We start from the raw sequence: 15,949 nt of genomic DNA on the forward strand, positions 1-15,949 counted from the left end.
ACTAATAAATGACCTTGAAATTCATTTGTACTGTCTGGGTATACTTGCTTTCTGTTTGTTCCGTTCTCGCACAAGGGCAAACCTGGGAAACAATTTTCAATGGAAAGGACCTCACGGGATGGACAATCAAAATTTCAGGTCAGGAACTGAACGACAACTATAAAAATACCTTTCGGGTTGTTGATGGTAAACTCGTTGTTTCCTATGATGAATATGTCACATTCGATGAGAAATTCGGTCATATCTTCTATGACGAGAAATTGTCTCACTTTAAACTCCGACTGGAATACCGGTTTATCGGCGATCAGGTGGCAGGAGCACCTGAATGGGCCTACAAAAACAGCGGGGTAAAATTTCATTCCCAGCCTCCTGAAGATATTCCAAAAGACCAGCGATTACTGGTTGCCATTGAAGCCCAGCTGCTGGGAGGCAACGGCACAGATCCCCGGCCTACCGGTAATGTTTGCACTGCAGGCACTCATATTGAAATGAACGGAGAGCTTATCACTGAACACTGCATTAATTCAACCTCGGAGACTTTTCATGACGACCAATGGGTTTCACTGGAAATTGAAGTGCATGGGAATGATCAGATTATTCACAGGATAAACGGGAGAACAGTACTTGAATATTCACATCCCCAGCTCGATGATTCCGACCCATTCTCTGCACATCTGCTCGAGCAAGGTATTCCACGTATGCTTAAGGAGGGATATATTGCCCTTCAGGCGGAGAGCCATCCGGTGGAATTCAGAAATATACAGCTGCTTCGCCTACAGGAAGCAGATCAATGAAAATGTAAAAGCATTTTTGGTTTTAGTATCTTTTTCTCTTCTTGTGCATGTAAACCCCTAATCATATGAAAGATCAAATCTCCAGAAGAACTTTCGTGGAAAAGAGCCTTGCCATTGGTGTTGCATTGCCGCTGGCCGGTTCTCAGCTGCTCTCATGTGCATCTCCGTCTGAAAAGGATCGACCCGTTGATTCCCTGAAAAAACTAAATATTCTGATACTGGGAGGAACAAGTTTTTTAGGTCCGCACCAGATCGCCTATGCCATGGAACGTGGCCACTCCATTACCACTTTCACCCGTGGAAAGACCATGCCAACAATTCACCAGGATCTCTTCGATCGTGTTACCATGCTTGCAGGTGACCGTGCAAGCGACCTCTCAGCCCTCGAATCAGGCAAATGGGATGCCGTCATTGATAATTCCGGACATAATGTGGACTGGGCAGTGGAAAGTGCGAAGCTCCTGAAGGATAAGTGTGACCTGTACCTGTTCACCTCCTCAACCGGTGTTTACTATCCCTACCTCAGCAGTGATATCAAAGAAGATACAGAGTTACTGACAGCAGAACCGGAGGGAATTGAGGATGAAGAAATGAAAATCGAGTACTGGTATGGCGTCATGAAAACGAATTCGGAAATAGCAGTTCGTGAAAATTTTGGTGCCGACAGAACCATTGTGGTTCGCCCAACCTATATGATCGGTCCGGCCGACAAATCCAACCGGTTTATTCACTGGCCCGTACGCCTTGCGCGTGGTGGTGAAGTGCTCGTTCCCGGAATGCCGGAGGATCCTGTACAATATGCCGACGTGCGGGATGTGGCAGAATGGATGATACGACTTATAGAAGAGAAGAATACAGGCACCTTTAATGCGGCAGGCCCGGCCTCACCCCAGGGAATACAGGATTTTGTACAAAAGGCAGCCGGAGTTTTTGATGCTGAATCAACCTTTGTAAACATCTCAGATTATGACTTTCTGAAGGCAAACCGTGTAACAGATATCGTTCCCTGGATTATCCCAATTGGTAATAATTACGGTTCCGCAAGGATCAACAATGCTAAAGGAATGACGAACGGACTTACTTTCAGAAAGCTTCAGGATACCGTTGCAGATACATATGAGTGGTGGTATTCTGACGCCCTTACGGATGAGGATAGAATTAAATTTGAACAGGATCCTGATTCTGTACTTGCCAGGGAAAAAGATCTGCTCGAGCGGTGGAAAAAAGTTGCGCAATCCTGATTATTGAAATGAACATTAAATATCACCATGAAGCACCCTAAAAGACTCTTATTCCTGCTGGCGCTCACCATCACCTGCGCAAGTGCCCAAACTGAAAAGGGACATATTAGCCCCGAAACCATCATCAAGTCTGATATCGAACCCGCCGCGAAACATCGGTATACAATTTCAATCCAGAAAGATCAGTTTGTAATTCTGAAGGTTAATCAGATGGAGGCAGACGTCGAGGTTGTCACCTATGATCCATCAGGAACCAGGCTGGAGACATTCGACGGTCCGAACAGCATCGAACATATAACCATTGGTTCAGAAACATCCGGGGATTACTCACTCGAGATTACCTCTCTGGAAGAAAATGATACCGGCATGTACTCCATTACTGTGGTTGAGACCCGGAAACGAGCCACTGCCCAGGCGGGTAAGGTGGATGAAATATTCAGCGCATGGGATACTGACCACACTCCTGGCGCCTCGGTTGCGGTTATGAAAGAGGGGAAGATTATCTTTTCTAAAGGCTATGGAATGGCCACACTGGAATATGATGTACCGATTACACCTGCCACAATCTTTCATATCGCATCTGTATCCAAGCAATTCACTGCTTTTTCGATATTGCTGTTACAGGATGAAGGTAAATTATCGCTTGATGACGATATCCGTACATATATCCCCGAGGTTCCTGACTTCGGCACAACGATCACACTTCGGCATCTTGCATCACATACAAGCGGACTTCGGGATCAATGGAACCTGCTGGCAATGGCAGGGTGGCGCCTCGATGATGTAATAACAACCGAACAGGTTCTTAAACTTGTAAGCCGGCAAAAGGAGCTGAATTTTCAGCCAGGGGAAAAGTATACTTATTGCAATACAGGATTCACGTTGCTTGCAGAAGTAGTCGCCCGCGTTTCAGGCAAATCATTTCCGGAATTTACAGAAGAGCAAATTTTCAAGCCGTTAGGAATGAAGAATACCTTATTCTATGATGATCATGAGCGAATTGTACCAAACCGCGCCTACTCGTACGGATCATCTGAAGATGGATATGAGAAACGTGTATTGAGCTACGCAATTGCAGGTGCAACCAGTCTTTTCACTACCGTTGAAGACCTGAGCCTGTGGGCTGATAATTTCAGGACACTAAAAGTTGGAAATGCCGGAATCGTAGAGGAAATGAATACACCCTATGTACTCAATAATGGCGAAACGTTTGGCGGTGCGCTGGGTCAGTTCGTCGGTGAATATAAAGGCCTGAAAGAAATTCAGCATGGAGGGGCCGATGCCGGGTACCGCACGTACCTGGCGCGTTTTCCGGATCAGAACGTGGCAGTTTCGGTATTTAGCAACGACGGAGGATTCAATTCCGGGGCAATGGCGCATAAAGTGACTGATGTTTTTCTGTCTGATCTGCTGATTGAAGACGTTAAATCCACCGATTCAGAAATGGCGGATGTTCCGTTGGATGATACAATTCTGGAGCGTTATATCGGAAATTATGAAATGGATGCCGGTTTTATTGCCAAAATAACCAGTGAGGATCAACACCTGTTCTTCCAAACAACGGGTGGAAAGAATAAATTGCTGGCCCGAAATGAGAACACCTTTTACATACCAAACGCAGATGTGGTATTCAACTTTGAGAACATCACCGAAGAAAAGGCAGCCACGCTACGGGTAGAGGCCGACGGAGAAACTTATCCGGGAAAGCGCATAGCACCTTTCGAGCCTTCAAGCGTGGATCTGTCAGAATATGAGGGCGAATATTTCAGTGAAGAGTTGTTAACCACTTATACATTCAAGGAGGTTGATGGTAAACTGATGGCTCAGCATATCCGTCATAGCGATTTTGAACTTATCCCTGAAAAACCAGATGCATTCCGTTCCACCACCTGGTTCTTTGGACAGGTCGAGTTTTTACGTAATGAAAAAAATGAAATTACCGGATGCCAGGCATCATCGGGACGGGTTCAAAACCTCAGATTTAAAAAAGTTGGAAATGAATAAGGTTAGTATTCTCTTGTATCGCGCGGGCTTTTTGAGTTGCCCGGATACCTTATACACTGGATATTAATGATACTTTCAACCACTGTGGTGTAGATGTTTTTACACTGTTCAAAATGAACGAGGGATGGAAAATCCTGAATATTTCCTTTACAGTGGAGCCTGAGGGATGTGCGGCCCTCGAATAGTATTTAAAAGAGTTCATGAATTTGTCTTTGATTCTTTGGATTTGAACCATTTATAGTGGTAGCTTATCTATATCTCTTACCATTAATCAGAGTACCCTACCCATACCGTCATGAATAGTCATGCTCACCATACAAATTCAAAACCAGAAAAGTCAAATGATCACCATGATCATCACGATCACATGATCGGTGACTTCCGAAAACGTTTCTGGATTTCCTTAATCATAACAATTCCCATCATTGTTCTTGCGCCGATGATTCAAAGCCTGCTGGGCTATGAACTTGGTTTTAAAGGAGACCGGTATGTTCAATTTGTGCTGTCATCGATAATATTCTTCTATGGCGGCTGGCCGTTTCTTAAAGGAATGGCAGATGAAATAAGGGAAAGGTCACCGGGAATGATGACCTTGATCGCACTGGCAATTTCAGTTGCATATTTCTATAGTTCTGCAGTGGTTTTTGGGCTCGAGGGAAAAATATTCTTCTGGGAACTCGCCAGCCTGATAGTTATTATGCTTTTAGGTCATTGGATTGAAATGAAATCGGTGATGAGCGCATCTAATTCATTACAGGAACTTGCTAAAATGATGCCATCAGAAGCCCGAAAAATAAATGAAAACGGCGAAGATCAGGATGTGCCAATCTCTGAATTAAAGAGTGATGACATCATCCTGGTAAGACCCGGCGAAAAAATTCCAGCCGATGGTCTCATTATCAACGGCGAAAGTAATGTTAATGAATCTATGCTTACCGGTGAATCCATGCCCGTCCCTAAGAAGGAAGGAGACGAGGTCATTGGCGGGTCGATCAATGACAACGGATCTCTTAAAATCCGGGTAAAGCATGGCAGCGAGGATTCCTACCTGTCGAAAGTGATCACAATGGTCAGGGAAGCCCAGCAATCCAAATCAAAAACACAAAACCTGGCAGATAAAGCAGCTTCATGGCTCTTTTATTTAGCACTTGGCGCAGGGATCATTACATTGATTGTGTGGCTCCTGTTGGGGAAGGATTTTGAGTATTCACTTGAAAGAATGGTGACTGTAATGATTATTTCTTGTCCGCACGCGCTGGGGCTTGCCATTCCCCTCGTGGTAGCAATTTCTACGGCCGTTTCAGCAAAAAATGGATTATTGGTTCGAAACAGAACAGCGTTTGAAAATTCAAGAAAGATCACGACTGTCATATTTGATAAAACCGGAACGCTAACCAAAGGTGAATTTGGGGTAACCCGGTTTAAAAGTACTCAGGATGGCATGAGTGATGATGAACTTCTCCAGGTAGCCGCGTCCATCGAAAACAACTCAGAACACCCGATTGCTGCAGGGATTGTTAACAAATCCAAATCCGGTAACCTTGAATTGGATGAAGCAGAGAATTTTAAAAATATAACCGGAAAAGGAATACAGGCTTCCGTAAATGGGAAGGAATACAAAATTGTAAGTCCCGGAATGCTTTCCGAATTGGGAATAGATCAACCGGAGGATGCATTCAAATCAGATGATGAAACAGTGGTATTCGTTGTTTCTGAAGATAAACTACTGGGTTACATCGCGCTGGCTGATGAAATACGTGAAGACTCTTTCGAGGCAATCAAAACACTAAAAAACAGGGGAATCAAGGTTTTAATGGCCACCGGAGATAATGAAAAAGTGGCCAGGGCAGTTAGCGAAACACTTGGCCTGGACGATTATTATGCTGAGGTTCTTCCGGAAGACAAGCAACAAATCATTAAGGATTTGCAGGAAAAAGGTGAATTTGTGGCTATGACGGGTGATGGTGTGAATGATGCCCCAGCACTGGCTCAGGCGAACGTTGGAATTGCAGTTGGTTCGGGCACTGATGTAGCAGCTGAAACTGCGGATATTTTACTGGTCAACAGTAATCCGAAAGACATCTCCAACCTCATTCTTTTTGGTACTGCTACCTATAAAAAGATGATGCAAAACCTGTGGTGGGCGGCTGGATATAACATCGTTGCGGTACCGCTTGCTGCCGGTGTGCTGGCAGGTATCGGGATCATTCTAAGCCCGGCAATTGGTGCTGTCCTGATGAGTCTGAGTACTGTTATCGTGGCGCTGAATGCCCAACTGTTACGCAGGCAAATGAAGCATTGACCCTAGCATGAGTCTGGTACAGGTTCATTACTGGAAGACCCGGGAAAAATTATTCCTATATTACGATCACAACTAAGCTAAGACTGAATGCTGAAAAGGGTCAAATTTGCTCAAATGGGAAACGAAAAAGTATCCAGGTATTTAAAATATGCCATTGGAGAGATCATACTTGTTGTAATCGGAATTCTGGTTGCACTCCAGGTAAATAACTGGAACCAGGAACGTATTACACGCATTAATACCCGAAATCTGCTGATTGCCCTTGAGTCGGAGGTGCAACAGAATAAAGCTCAGCTGCAAATTGTTTTTTCAAAGCATTATGAAAACCTGGAAGCAGGAAAGAAACTGATGCAACTTTTTGGCCGGCCGGTGGATCACCTTAACCAGGATAGTCTTTTTCAACTATTCAATAAATTCGGAGAAAACTTTACGTTTGACCCAAACAAAGGGGTATTAAAATCGGCCGTTTCAACAGGTCAGATCGGGAACATTCGAAATGAGGAATTACGGTCATTGCTGGCATCATTTGAGGATTATGCATTAGATGCCGGGGAAAGTGCACTGGAATTCAAGGATGTTCGCAACAATCAGTTTCGGCCCATACTTTTCAACTATATTGGATTCAGTGATGCCTGGCATCAACGGTACTCCTCCATACCGGTAAGCCAGTTTCCACATGAAATGAATAAAGTCTTTATGAGCCAAACGCTTGAGTCCTATACGGCAAATCTGCTTGTGTTGCGGCATGAATCCATTGAAGAGGAAGAAAGTCTCATGGCTTCCATCGACAGTATGCTGGTCCTTTTGTCCGAAGAAAAAGAGAGACTACGGTAGGTATTGCTCTTCCGGAAAACATCCAATATGGGATGTGAAAAAATTCCAAAGCTTATTATATTATCATTCTGAAATATGGAGCAATGAAAAAAAACAGGATCAACTGGACCAATCATTTAATCGAATTATTCATCGTAATCATTGGCATTACCATTGCATTCTGGCTGAATAATGTGTCGGTACGTGAAAAAGAACGTGTTCAGGAGATCGTTTATTTAAAAGACATTCTTCATGATCTGAAAATTGACAGCGCACGGTTGTCCAGAAACGTACGTATTAATGAATTAAAACAGGAAAAGCTTTCCGCGGGTCTTGAATTAATTTCAGCCAGGGCACCCGTTGACAGCATCTTATTTAAGGTGATCGAAATTGGAAGCTATGATTTTTTCACTCCTGACAATCTCACCCTCATATCGATGATGCAAAGCGGAGACCTGAAACTTATCCAATCGGAGGAAATTAAACGGGAGCTGCTTCGATTGCTGAAAATCTATGAAAATATTGACTTCATGCAGAAGAATTTTCTTCAGGCACTGGATGATAATTATTTCCCGATGCTGTTGAGGCAGGTGGATATGTCAAATCTGGAAGTGGCGGATCCCGATTTTTTCTATGGTATAGAAATTCGAAACTATACGATCTTCGCACTCAATGAGACAGATCAGCATATTAATTCCTACAACCATGCACAAAGGCAGATTGGAAATCTGATGACCCTGATTAAATCTGAAATTTCGAACTGAATTGTAGTATCTTCCTGCCACCCTTGTCCAAAGGTCTTCTGATTAAAGTAGTTTTTCGCATTGATGATCATCAGGTTAAAATTCATCTGATGATGGTAATTTATCTCATCATCAAAACCATTTTACCATGTCTGCGCAACAAAAACAGGATCGGAGCACATGGGTCATCGGCGGAACGACCCTGATGGGGCTTGGAGTTGGATTTATTTTCCTCACCATATCGCCTTTTATCATGGTTGCATCGCTGTTGATCGGCATTGGACTGGGGCTGGTCATCGTTCCCTTCCTCTCGCATTACAGTGAGACGCATTAGCGGTGTACCCCATTCCCCCTTCAGGGGAAAATATAGGTACCTAAACGGACAACCACAAAATTGATCCGTACGGGATTTAAGTATCTAAGAAAAAACTATCGCTGTTCAGAAAAATACAGCAACAAGCATAGAAAGTGCCCAAAGCGGCAAGCCTGCCTCATCAAAATCCAGCCTGCAGATATTCTGCCAACAAAAACCACGTGAGCTAATTAAATATTTTAGTACCTTTTGATCCATATGCTAAAATTATTCAGAAAGGATCGGTTAAAGCTTCTGTCCGAAAACAGAATAAGCAAATACCTCGTCTACGCGACAGGTGAAATTATTCTGGTTGTAATCGGCATTTTAATAGCTCTTCAGATCAATAGTATGTACGCCGAATCTGTACGGCTGGCCGCTGGAAACCAAGCCAGGAACCGGCTCGCACAGGACCTCAGGAGCGATCAGGAAATTTATGCCATCCGCACACGTTATTTCATGGAAGCGTTGGCCTTTGGAGAAAAAGCGCTTCCCTTGCTCAACGGTGATCCGGAAGCATTGAACGACCCCTGGGAATCTGTCTACGCCGCATACCAGGCAAGTCAGATCTGGCCTTTCCGTCCGAAAGATCAAACATACGTGGAACTGCAGAACGCTGGAAACCTGGATCTTATAGGCGGCCCGCTGGTTCAGGATGTGATGGCTTCCTATTACAAGGATGCCCAGGAAGAAATAGGCATAACATTCGGAGGACCCGATTTCTACAGGAAAATGATCAGGGAGCGGACTCCCTGGCGAATCCAGCGTTATATTTGGGAAAATTGCTATTCATTTGAACAGGTGGCAAATACCGCTACGAATATCAGTGAAAGCGCCAAATACCTTCCTGCCTGTCCTCCACCCCCGAATTCAGATGATGTTTTGAGGACCGCCCAGGCTTTGTCTGGTGATCCGGAACTGGCCAATGCACTTCGCGGCAGACTGGCCGAACTTCATGTAACTTTGAGTTATATCAGGAATCGCCAGGCTGAGGTCGACTCATTACTAATCATGGTTCGAAATAACTGAAGTGTGCATCACTTTAAAATCATGATTCATCGCTGAACTTTGAATAAACCCATTTATCATCAGACCGTTTGAATCCTGATCAAAAATGAATTACTAGCAGTATGAAAGCCGCATACCGCACATCCTATGGAAACCAGGAAGTTCTTCAAATCAAGGAATTACCGGTTCCTGGCCCCTCCGAGAATGATGTGATCATTAAAGTGACAGCAACCACAGTGAACCGCACCGATTGCGCCAATCTCACGGGGAAACCGCTGATCATGCAACTTATCATGGGACTCGTCACGCCCAAATACCCGGTTCCCGGAACAGATTTCACCGGTGAAATTGTGGAAGTCGGCGAAAAGGTAAAAAAATTCAAACCAGGTGACAGGGTTTGGGGGTTTGATGATTCCGGAAAGGCTGCTTCCCAGGCGGAATATATGATATTCAATGAAAACAGGGGTATCGAATTGATGCCTGACTCCATTAACCCAATTGAAGGAGTCGCTTGTATTGAAGGTGTTCATTATGCCTATAATTTCATAAACAAAGTATCCTTAAAACCCAGCCAAAAAGCCATGGTGAATGGCGGCACCGGCGCCATTGGCTCAGCCCTTATTCAGATGCTGAAATACCATGGTCTCAGTGTAACTGCCACCTGCAGAGGTGAACATGCAGATATCGTAAAAGAACTTGGCGCGGACAGAATTATTGATTACACCTCTGCCGACTTTACCAAAGAGAATGAAATTTATGATTATGTTTTTGATGCGGTAGGCAAAAGCAGCTACGGAAAGTGCAAGCGACTCCTGTCCGCCAGGGGAATATACATTTCTTCAGAATTAGGACCGAATTATGAAAACCCGTTTCTTGCAATGATAGCACCAGTATCAAGCGGGAGAAAAGTTAAATTCCCGATACCTCTCAACATAAACGAAAGCCTGAAATTTTCCGCGGAACTGATCAGTGCGGGAGCATTCAAGCCTCTTATCGACCGGATGTATTCATTGGAAGAAGTAAAAGAAGCCTATGCCTATGTACTCTCAGGACAAAAAACAGGAAATGTAATTCTGAAGGTCCAAAACCCGGAAACTTAACGCACGCAAAACCATTACCAATCATGAAAATTATATACCGCAGTGCTGCGCTCATGTTCATCCTGATGACGTTCTCTTTTGGATCTCATGCGCAGGAGAGTAAACTCACCATCACTATTTCCGTTTCAGATCAAATGAAAGATGACTTCAGGGACGCCGGGCGATTGTATATCTTTCTGTCGCAGAATCCTCAGGTCGAACCAAGAACTCAAACCTGGCCAAACCCGATGTCACGAACTGAAATTTTCGCTAAAAATTTATCGGGATGGGATATGACCAATCCCCTGATTATTGGAAAAACGGAGGACTGGTCTTCCACAGCAAGCTGGAATCTGGATAATGTTCCGGCTGGTGAATACTTCGTGCAAGTATTGTGGGATCAGGATGAAGAGGAATCCCGAATCAATGCGCCGGGAAACCTATATTCAGAAAAACAACCGGTCAATTTGTCCGACGATGCGACCGCGGTATTTTCACTTGATAAAAAAATAGGTGAAAGGTCGATCACTGAAAGTCCACTTGCCACGGTAATAGATTTCAAAAGCGATACGTTGTCGAGCTGGTGGAAGAAACCAGTTCACCTGAAAGCATCGATCCTGTTTCCACACAACTATCAACCGGGGAATGTCTATACCATTCGCTACAATGTAGCGGGGTATGGAGGCCGTTATACCAGGATCAATTACCTGCTGAACGATGAGAAATTTATGTCCTGGTGGGATTCAGAAGAAGCTCCGCAAATCATCAGCGTATTCCTCGATGGAGAAGGTCCATACGGTGACTCCTACCAGATGGATTCTGAAAACAGCGGTCCGTACGGCTATGCTCTCATCAATGAACTGATTCCCTATATCGAAAGCAAATACCGCGGTACCGATGACGCGGCTACACGGTTTGTTGACGGATGCTCAACTGGCGGATGGGTATCACTGGGTCTGCAGCTTTATTACCCTGATACATTCGGGGGTGTTTTTTCCTTCAGTCCGGATGCCATTGAATTTGAGAATTATCAACTCATTAACATTTACAAGGATGAAAATGCCTATTACAATGAATTCGGATACAAGAGACCTGTGATGCGTAGTGTCCTGGGCGAGCCGATGCTTTCCCTTCAGGATTTTATTAACTATGAAAATGTTTTGAGCACAACGAATACTTATGTCAAGTCTGGCGGCCAATTCAGTGCACACACCGCACTGTACAGTCCCAAAGGGTCTGATGGTTTACCCCTGCCGGTATTCGATCCCGAATCGGGTGAAATAGATCATGAGGTTGCTGAACACTGGAAAAAATATGATTTTAAGATCCATGCAAAGGAGAACTGGGAAACACTGGGGCCGAAAATTCAGGGCAAAGTATATATCTGGATGGGTGATATGGATAACTTCTATCTTAATCCCGCAACCCGTGCCTTTGCTGATTTCCTGGAAACTACTGAAAACCCGAAGTCAGACGCGGTCGTGGAATTTTCCCCGATGAAAGGACATTGCGAGAACTATAACTACCAGTTGACCCTTCTTAAAATACAGGAAAAAATGGCCGAATCCGTACGCTAAACAGAAATTTTATCGCGTATTTCATTAACTTCTCCTATGAAATACGATATGCTTGTTATCCTGATACTTATTGTCGCAGGGTGTCAGAAAAATAGTAACTCAACAGAAGCTGGTAATGACAATCAGTTTGCTGAGGCAGTCATTGATATGTCAGGTCTTTCAGTCTTTCAGACAGATGGAATGACGCTGGACAGTATTTATGCCTACGGCGGCGGTGATTGTTTTGGGGACGTTTATCATTTCACAGGAAATAAAAGGATCATCGTGGTTGATTCCCTGACCTGTGGAGAATATGGATTTACATTCACCCATTACCTGTTGAATAGAAGTAACGATATACAGGCTGTTCGGAAATTGAAATGGGAATCCATCATCAATAATGATGCAACGGGTTACACGCATATTCTTTCGGAGCATCTCTATGATTTCCAGGGGGAAACACCAACTTTCTATAACAAAAGGGATACGATGGATAACCATTTTATTTCAATGGGGCACTACCCTGACAGTGTTTCACTTAAGTTCAGCACTGAATCTTCGGAAGATTATCAGCCCGTTTATGAACAATTAAGAGCGCAACTTGAAAATTTATGGAAAAGGGAATTGGTTGAATAAAGGCTAACCATACTAACGATAATACATTCTACGCTATGGAAATAATCAATTGTAACCTGACAATCATGGTCCATTCGTTGGAAGCATCGATACGATTCTATACCGAAACCCTCGGTTTTACACTGAAACACCGGTTTGGCAACAACTGGGCAGACATTGAAGGCCCGGGCATTAACCTGGGACTTCATCCGACTGCCGATGAAATTATTCAGGGAAATAACCTTCAGATAGGAATCAGGGTATCGGATTTAAAAAAAGCTACGTCAGACTTAATGGAAAAAGGGTTAAGGATGCAACCAAATAAAAATGATCAGGCGAATCTGAATTCCTTTTGCGATCCCGATGGTAATATTTTGTACCTTATCGAAATTTAATTCGGATTTATGGCTTCAGACCAGGAATTTGTTTCTTTCGTTACAGACCAGCTTGAAGCTGCCGGAGACGTGTTTGCTAAAAAAATGTTCGGGGAATATGGCGTCTACCTCGACGGGGTGTTTTTTGGTTTGATTTGTGACAATCGATTTTTTGTAAAACCAACGGAAGGCGGAAGGGCATTTATTGGAAAACCGGCTGAAGCTCCCCCCTATCCCGGGGCAAAAAACAGTTTTTTAATAGAGGACAAACTGGAAGACAGGGACTGGCTTTGTGAACTTGTAAAAATTACTGTGAAAGAACTTCCTCCACCAAAAAGGAAAAAATAACCACTTTACCACCCACACTTAAATTCATATGAATCCAGCCCGAATCCTCCTGATCATACTGCTCACTTTTTCAATTGGATGTAATACTTCGGAACCACCCACGAATGAACCGGACAAATCCGTGGACATCGGCCTGGATATGGCTAATATTAATTTACTCCTTGACAGTATCCGATCGGGGGTTTATCCGAATCGCCATAGTCTGCTTATTTACAAGAATGATAGCCTGGTTGTCGAAGAATACTTTCCGGGAGAAGATGAGATCTGGGGTGAAAAGATTGGTTTTGTTCAGCACACAGATACAGTTCTTCATGATATGCGGAGTGTTTCAAAAAGTGTCGTTTCGGCTTGTATAGGAATAGCTATCGATATGGGCTTGATTAAAAGTACTGACCAATCCGTATTCGACTTTTTTGAAGACTATCAGCAGTACAAAAATGATGGCCGCGAAAATATTACGATCAGGGATTTGCTTACAATGACTGCGGGATTGGAGTGGAATGAAAATGTTCCCTACACAAATCCAGAAAACAGCGAAATCCAGATGGATGAAAGCCCGGATAAGGTGGACTTCATTCTGAGTAGAAAGATGGTCACCTCCCCGGGAACCGAATGGAATTACAGCGGTGGGACCACAGAGATTCTGGCGGAAATTATTCATAAAGTGAGCGGAAAAAATGTCCATGAATTTGCGAAGGAATACGTTTTCACTCCAATAGGAATCACGCGGTCTGAATGGACAACCTTTCCTGGTTCAGAGATGCCTGCCGCAGCATCCGGCTTACGACTCACTTCGCCGGATTTGTTGAAATTAGCAATTCTTTATCACAACAAAGGGATGTATAATGGAGATCAGATTATTCCCGCTTCCTGGGTTGAAGAATCACTTAGCCCCCATGTAGAAAGACCCGGTGGCGGAGGATATGGTTACCAATTCTGGACGTACAATTTAAAAGACTCAAATGGAGAACATGTAATTCCTGCTGCTGTCGGAAATGGTGATCAGCGCATTTTCTTTGACTCCGAAAATGATATGGTCATTGTTACCACAGCAGGAAACTACAACCAGTGGGACATTGAAAAAAATTCATGGAGTATTCTGAAGAACATACATACTTCGATTAAATAATTTAGGCTGCTGACAGGAAGGTTCTTCCCGAAGCCGTTCAAACAACCTTTTGCCGATGGACAAACCAGAACTCAGCTGTCCTCCAACTCTTTGTCAATCATTTCAACAGTATCCAGTATTTCCTGCCTGAGGTTTAGCAATGTCCTGCTGATATTTCTAAAATTTAGCCGTGCCGTCTGAACCGTATTCAGGAAAAGCTGATCCTGGCGCAATGTGATATAATCGATCGGGTAATATTGAACTGAGTCCAAATCTTTATAAGCGAAAACAAATCGATCCCTCATCATTGGCCTGAAATATTCAATAAGATTATTTCCAAAATTGTCAACGGCATTCCTGGCAGAAGGAAATTTAACATTGTATAGTTCTACAATTCGTTCTTTCAGCAATGGATTCTGGATGACCTTAATGCCCTCATTCTCCAGTGTTTTGTTGGCAGTCACCCCCCAAACGAGGTCCTTGCTAAACATAAATGAACGGAATTTAAGACTTATGGAATCAGGCATTTCCTTCATATTATCCAATACAAACAGAATCTCATTCGAATTCCTGACGTCCTGAAGCGCCTGGTCAATTTCCGGTTGTAACTCATATTCGATGTCTGAAAGAAGTGATTTTTTAATTTCTACCAGGATCTCTTTTTCAAGATTCCTCTCCTTTCTGAATCCATTCCAGTTATTGATTTGAAGGGCAATCAGAATACCAATCACTACCAGGACAATCTCACCTACCGCATAACCCAGGTAGTGCCGAATCCGGTCAAGAGACTTTCTTCTATTACCTTTTAAAAAAGTACGCATGGCCGTCAAGATGCAGGAAAAAATATATATTTCAAATTCTCCATTTGATAATAACACAGGTCTGTAAAATGAAAGCGCGGACCAAAATGATCCGCGCTTTGCTTAAGTAAGCCAACTATCGGAGCTTATATTTTCCTAAACCCGGACTTAGAGGGCTTTTGAAATAAGGTGGTTGACCGGCGTCATGGACTTCTATCATTATGAGCGTATCCCAATCGTGAAATATTCCAATAAGATTACCATCCTGGTCGTACCACATACCGTCTTTTATATAATCCGTTGATTTTGCCGCCACAAACTTTTGAAATTGAAACCATTTATCACTTCCCTTACCAAGCTTGTAGTGGAATGTGATCCATGCGTCTGAATCCAGCCAATCCTGATATTCACCATCCTTTGAAATCAGACCCTCATTCCAGTGCATGACGAGTTCCATATTCCTGTATGCCCAAAATGGCATCTGATCAGCCCACGGATATTTTTCAAGATAGGATTCATCATCCCCGGTATAGGGATCAATCCGCCAGAAGAACTCACCCTGGTAGAGGTAATCTGCAACGATAGCATTCCAGACATTACCATTAAAGTGATGCGCATTCCAGTTATAGCCCCACTGGTCAAACCCATAGACCCTGGATTGATCGTTGCCTTTTTGATCGGAAGAAACTGTTTCACTAACGGGTTCTTCAACAATTTCATCATAGACACTGTCTTCACATGCTGTTATAAGCAAGAAAGACAAAGCCCAAATTCCTGTAAAAATTATAAAGTTTCTCATAGCTCTGATTGTT

At 43.5% G+C, this 15,949-nt stretch carries 16 protein-coding genes; 14 read left to right on the forward strand and 2 right to left on the reverse strand.

Annotation, left to right across the window (positions count from 1 at the left end):
* The first annotated feature begins 14 nt into the window (after positions 1-14).
* From LDX50_RS09430 to LDX50_RS09495, 14 genes are all read left to right on the forward strand, one after another.
* Positions 15-794 (forward strand): 3-keto-disaccharide hydrolase, encoded by a 780-nt coding sequence (locus LDX50_RS09430; RefSeq protein WP_225698195.1) that lies wholly within the window; start codon positions 15-17, stop codon positions 792-794.
* A 65-nt stretch (positions 795-859) separates the two neighbouring features.
* Positions 860-2,035, forward strand: coding sequence for an NAD-dependent epimerase/dehydratase family protein (locus LDX50_RS09435; RefSeq protein ID WP_225698196.1), 1,176 nt, complete (start codon positions 860-862; stop codon positions 2,033-2,035).
* A 27-nt stretch (positions 2,036-2,062) separates the two neighbouring features.
* Positions 2,063-4,039: a serine hydrolase gene (locus LDX50_RS09440; protein ID WP_225698197.1), complete on the forward strand. Its 1,977-nt coding sequence runs from the start codon at positions 2,063-2,065 to the stop codon at positions 4,037-4,039.
* 295 nt (positions 4,040-4,334) lie between these two features.
* A complete protein-coding gene (locus LDX50_RS09445) occupies positions 4,335-6,341 on the forward strand; it encodes a copper-translocating P-type ATPase (RefSeq protein WP_225698198.1) in 2,007 nt (668 codons plus the stop codon).
* Between the two features lie 114 nt (positions 6,342-6,455).
* Complete coding sequence (locus tag LDX50_RS09450) at positions 6,456-7,175, forward strand: DUF6090 family protein (protein ID WP_225698199.1); 720 nt, start codon at positions 6,456-6,458, stop codon at positions 7,173-7,175.
* 83 nt (positions 7,176-7,258) lie between these two features.
* Positions 7,259-7,918 (forward strand): DUF6090 family protein, encoded by a 660-nt coding sequence (locus LDX50_RS09455; RefSeq protein WP_225698200.1) that lies wholly within the window; start codon positions 7,259-7,261, stop codon positions 7,916-7,918.
* A gap of 127 nt (positions 7,919-8,045) precedes the next feature.
* Positions 8,046-8,231, forward strand: a complete 186-nt coding sequence (locus tag LDX50_RS09460) for a prominin family protein (protein WP_225698201.1) — start codon at positions 8,046-8,048, stop codon at positions 8,229-8,231.
* A gap of 237 nt (positions 8,232-8,468) precedes the next feature.
* A complete protein-coding gene (locus LDX50_RS09465) occupies positions 8,469-9,278 on the forward strand; it encodes a hypothetical protein (protein WP_225698202.1) in 810 nt (269 codons plus the stop codon).
* A gap of 101 nt (positions 9,279-9,379) precedes the next feature.
* A complete protein-coding gene (locus tag LDX50_RS09470) occupies positions 9,380-10,357 on the forward strand; it encodes an NAD(P)-dependent alcohol dehydrogenase (RefSeq protein ID WP_225698203.1) in 978 nt (325 codons plus the stop codon).
* Positions 10,358-10,380: 23 nt separating this feature from the next.
* Positions 10,381-11,913 (forward strand): alpha/beta hydrolase, encoded by a 1,533-nt coding sequence (locus LDX50_RS09475; protein WP_225698204.1) that lies wholly within the window; start codon positions 10,381-10,383, stop codon positions 11,911-11,913.
* 36 nt (positions 11,914-11,949) lie between these two features.
* A complete protein-coding gene (locus LDX50_RS09480) occupies positions 11,950-12,528 on the forward strand; it encodes a hypothetical protein (protein ID WP_225698205.1) in 579 nt (192 codons plus the stop codon).
* Positions 12,529-12,563: 35 nt separating this feature from the next.
* Positions 12,564-12,902, forward strand: a complete 339-nt coding sequence (locus LDX50_RS09485) for a VOC family protein (RefSeq protein ID WP_225698206.1) — start codon at positions 12,564-12,566, stop codon at positions 12,900-12,902.
* 9 nt (positions 12,903-12,911) lie between these two features.
* Entirely contained in the window at positions 12,912-13,229 is a 318-nt protein-coding gene (locus LDX50_RS09490; RefSeq protein WP_225698207.1) for a TfoX/Sxy family protein, read from the forward strand.
* A 28-nt stretch (positions 13,230-13,257) separates the two neighbouring features.
* Positions 13,258-14,358, forward strand: coding sequence for a serine hydrolase domain-containing protein (locus LDX50_RS09495; protein WP_225698208.1), 1,101 nt, complete (start codon positions 13,258-13,260; stop codon positions 14,356-14,358).
* Between the two features lie 71 nt (positions 14,359-14,429).
* Here LDX50_RS09495 and LDX50_RS09500 read toward each other — a convergent pair whose 3' ends face one another.
* Together LDX50_RS09500 and LDX50_RS09505 are read right to left on the reverse strand one after the other, a co-directional pair.
* Positions 14,430-15,158 carry a DUF6090 family protein gene (locus LDX50_RS09500; protein ID WP_225698209.1) on the reverse strand — a complete coding sequence of 243 codons (729 nt, stop codon included), beginning with the start codon at positions 15,156-15,158 and terminating at the stop codon, positions 14,430-14,432.
* 115 nt (positions 15,159-15,273) lie between these two features.
* Positions 15,274-15,936, reverse strand: coding sequence for a hypothetical protein (locus LDX50_RS09505; RefSeq protein ID WP_225698210.1), 663 nt, complete (start codon positions 15,934-15,936; stop codon positions 15,274-15,276).
* Between the last annotated feature and the right edge of the window lie 13 nt (positions 15,937-15,949).

The organism is Fulvivirga sedimenti (assembly GCF_020328055.1).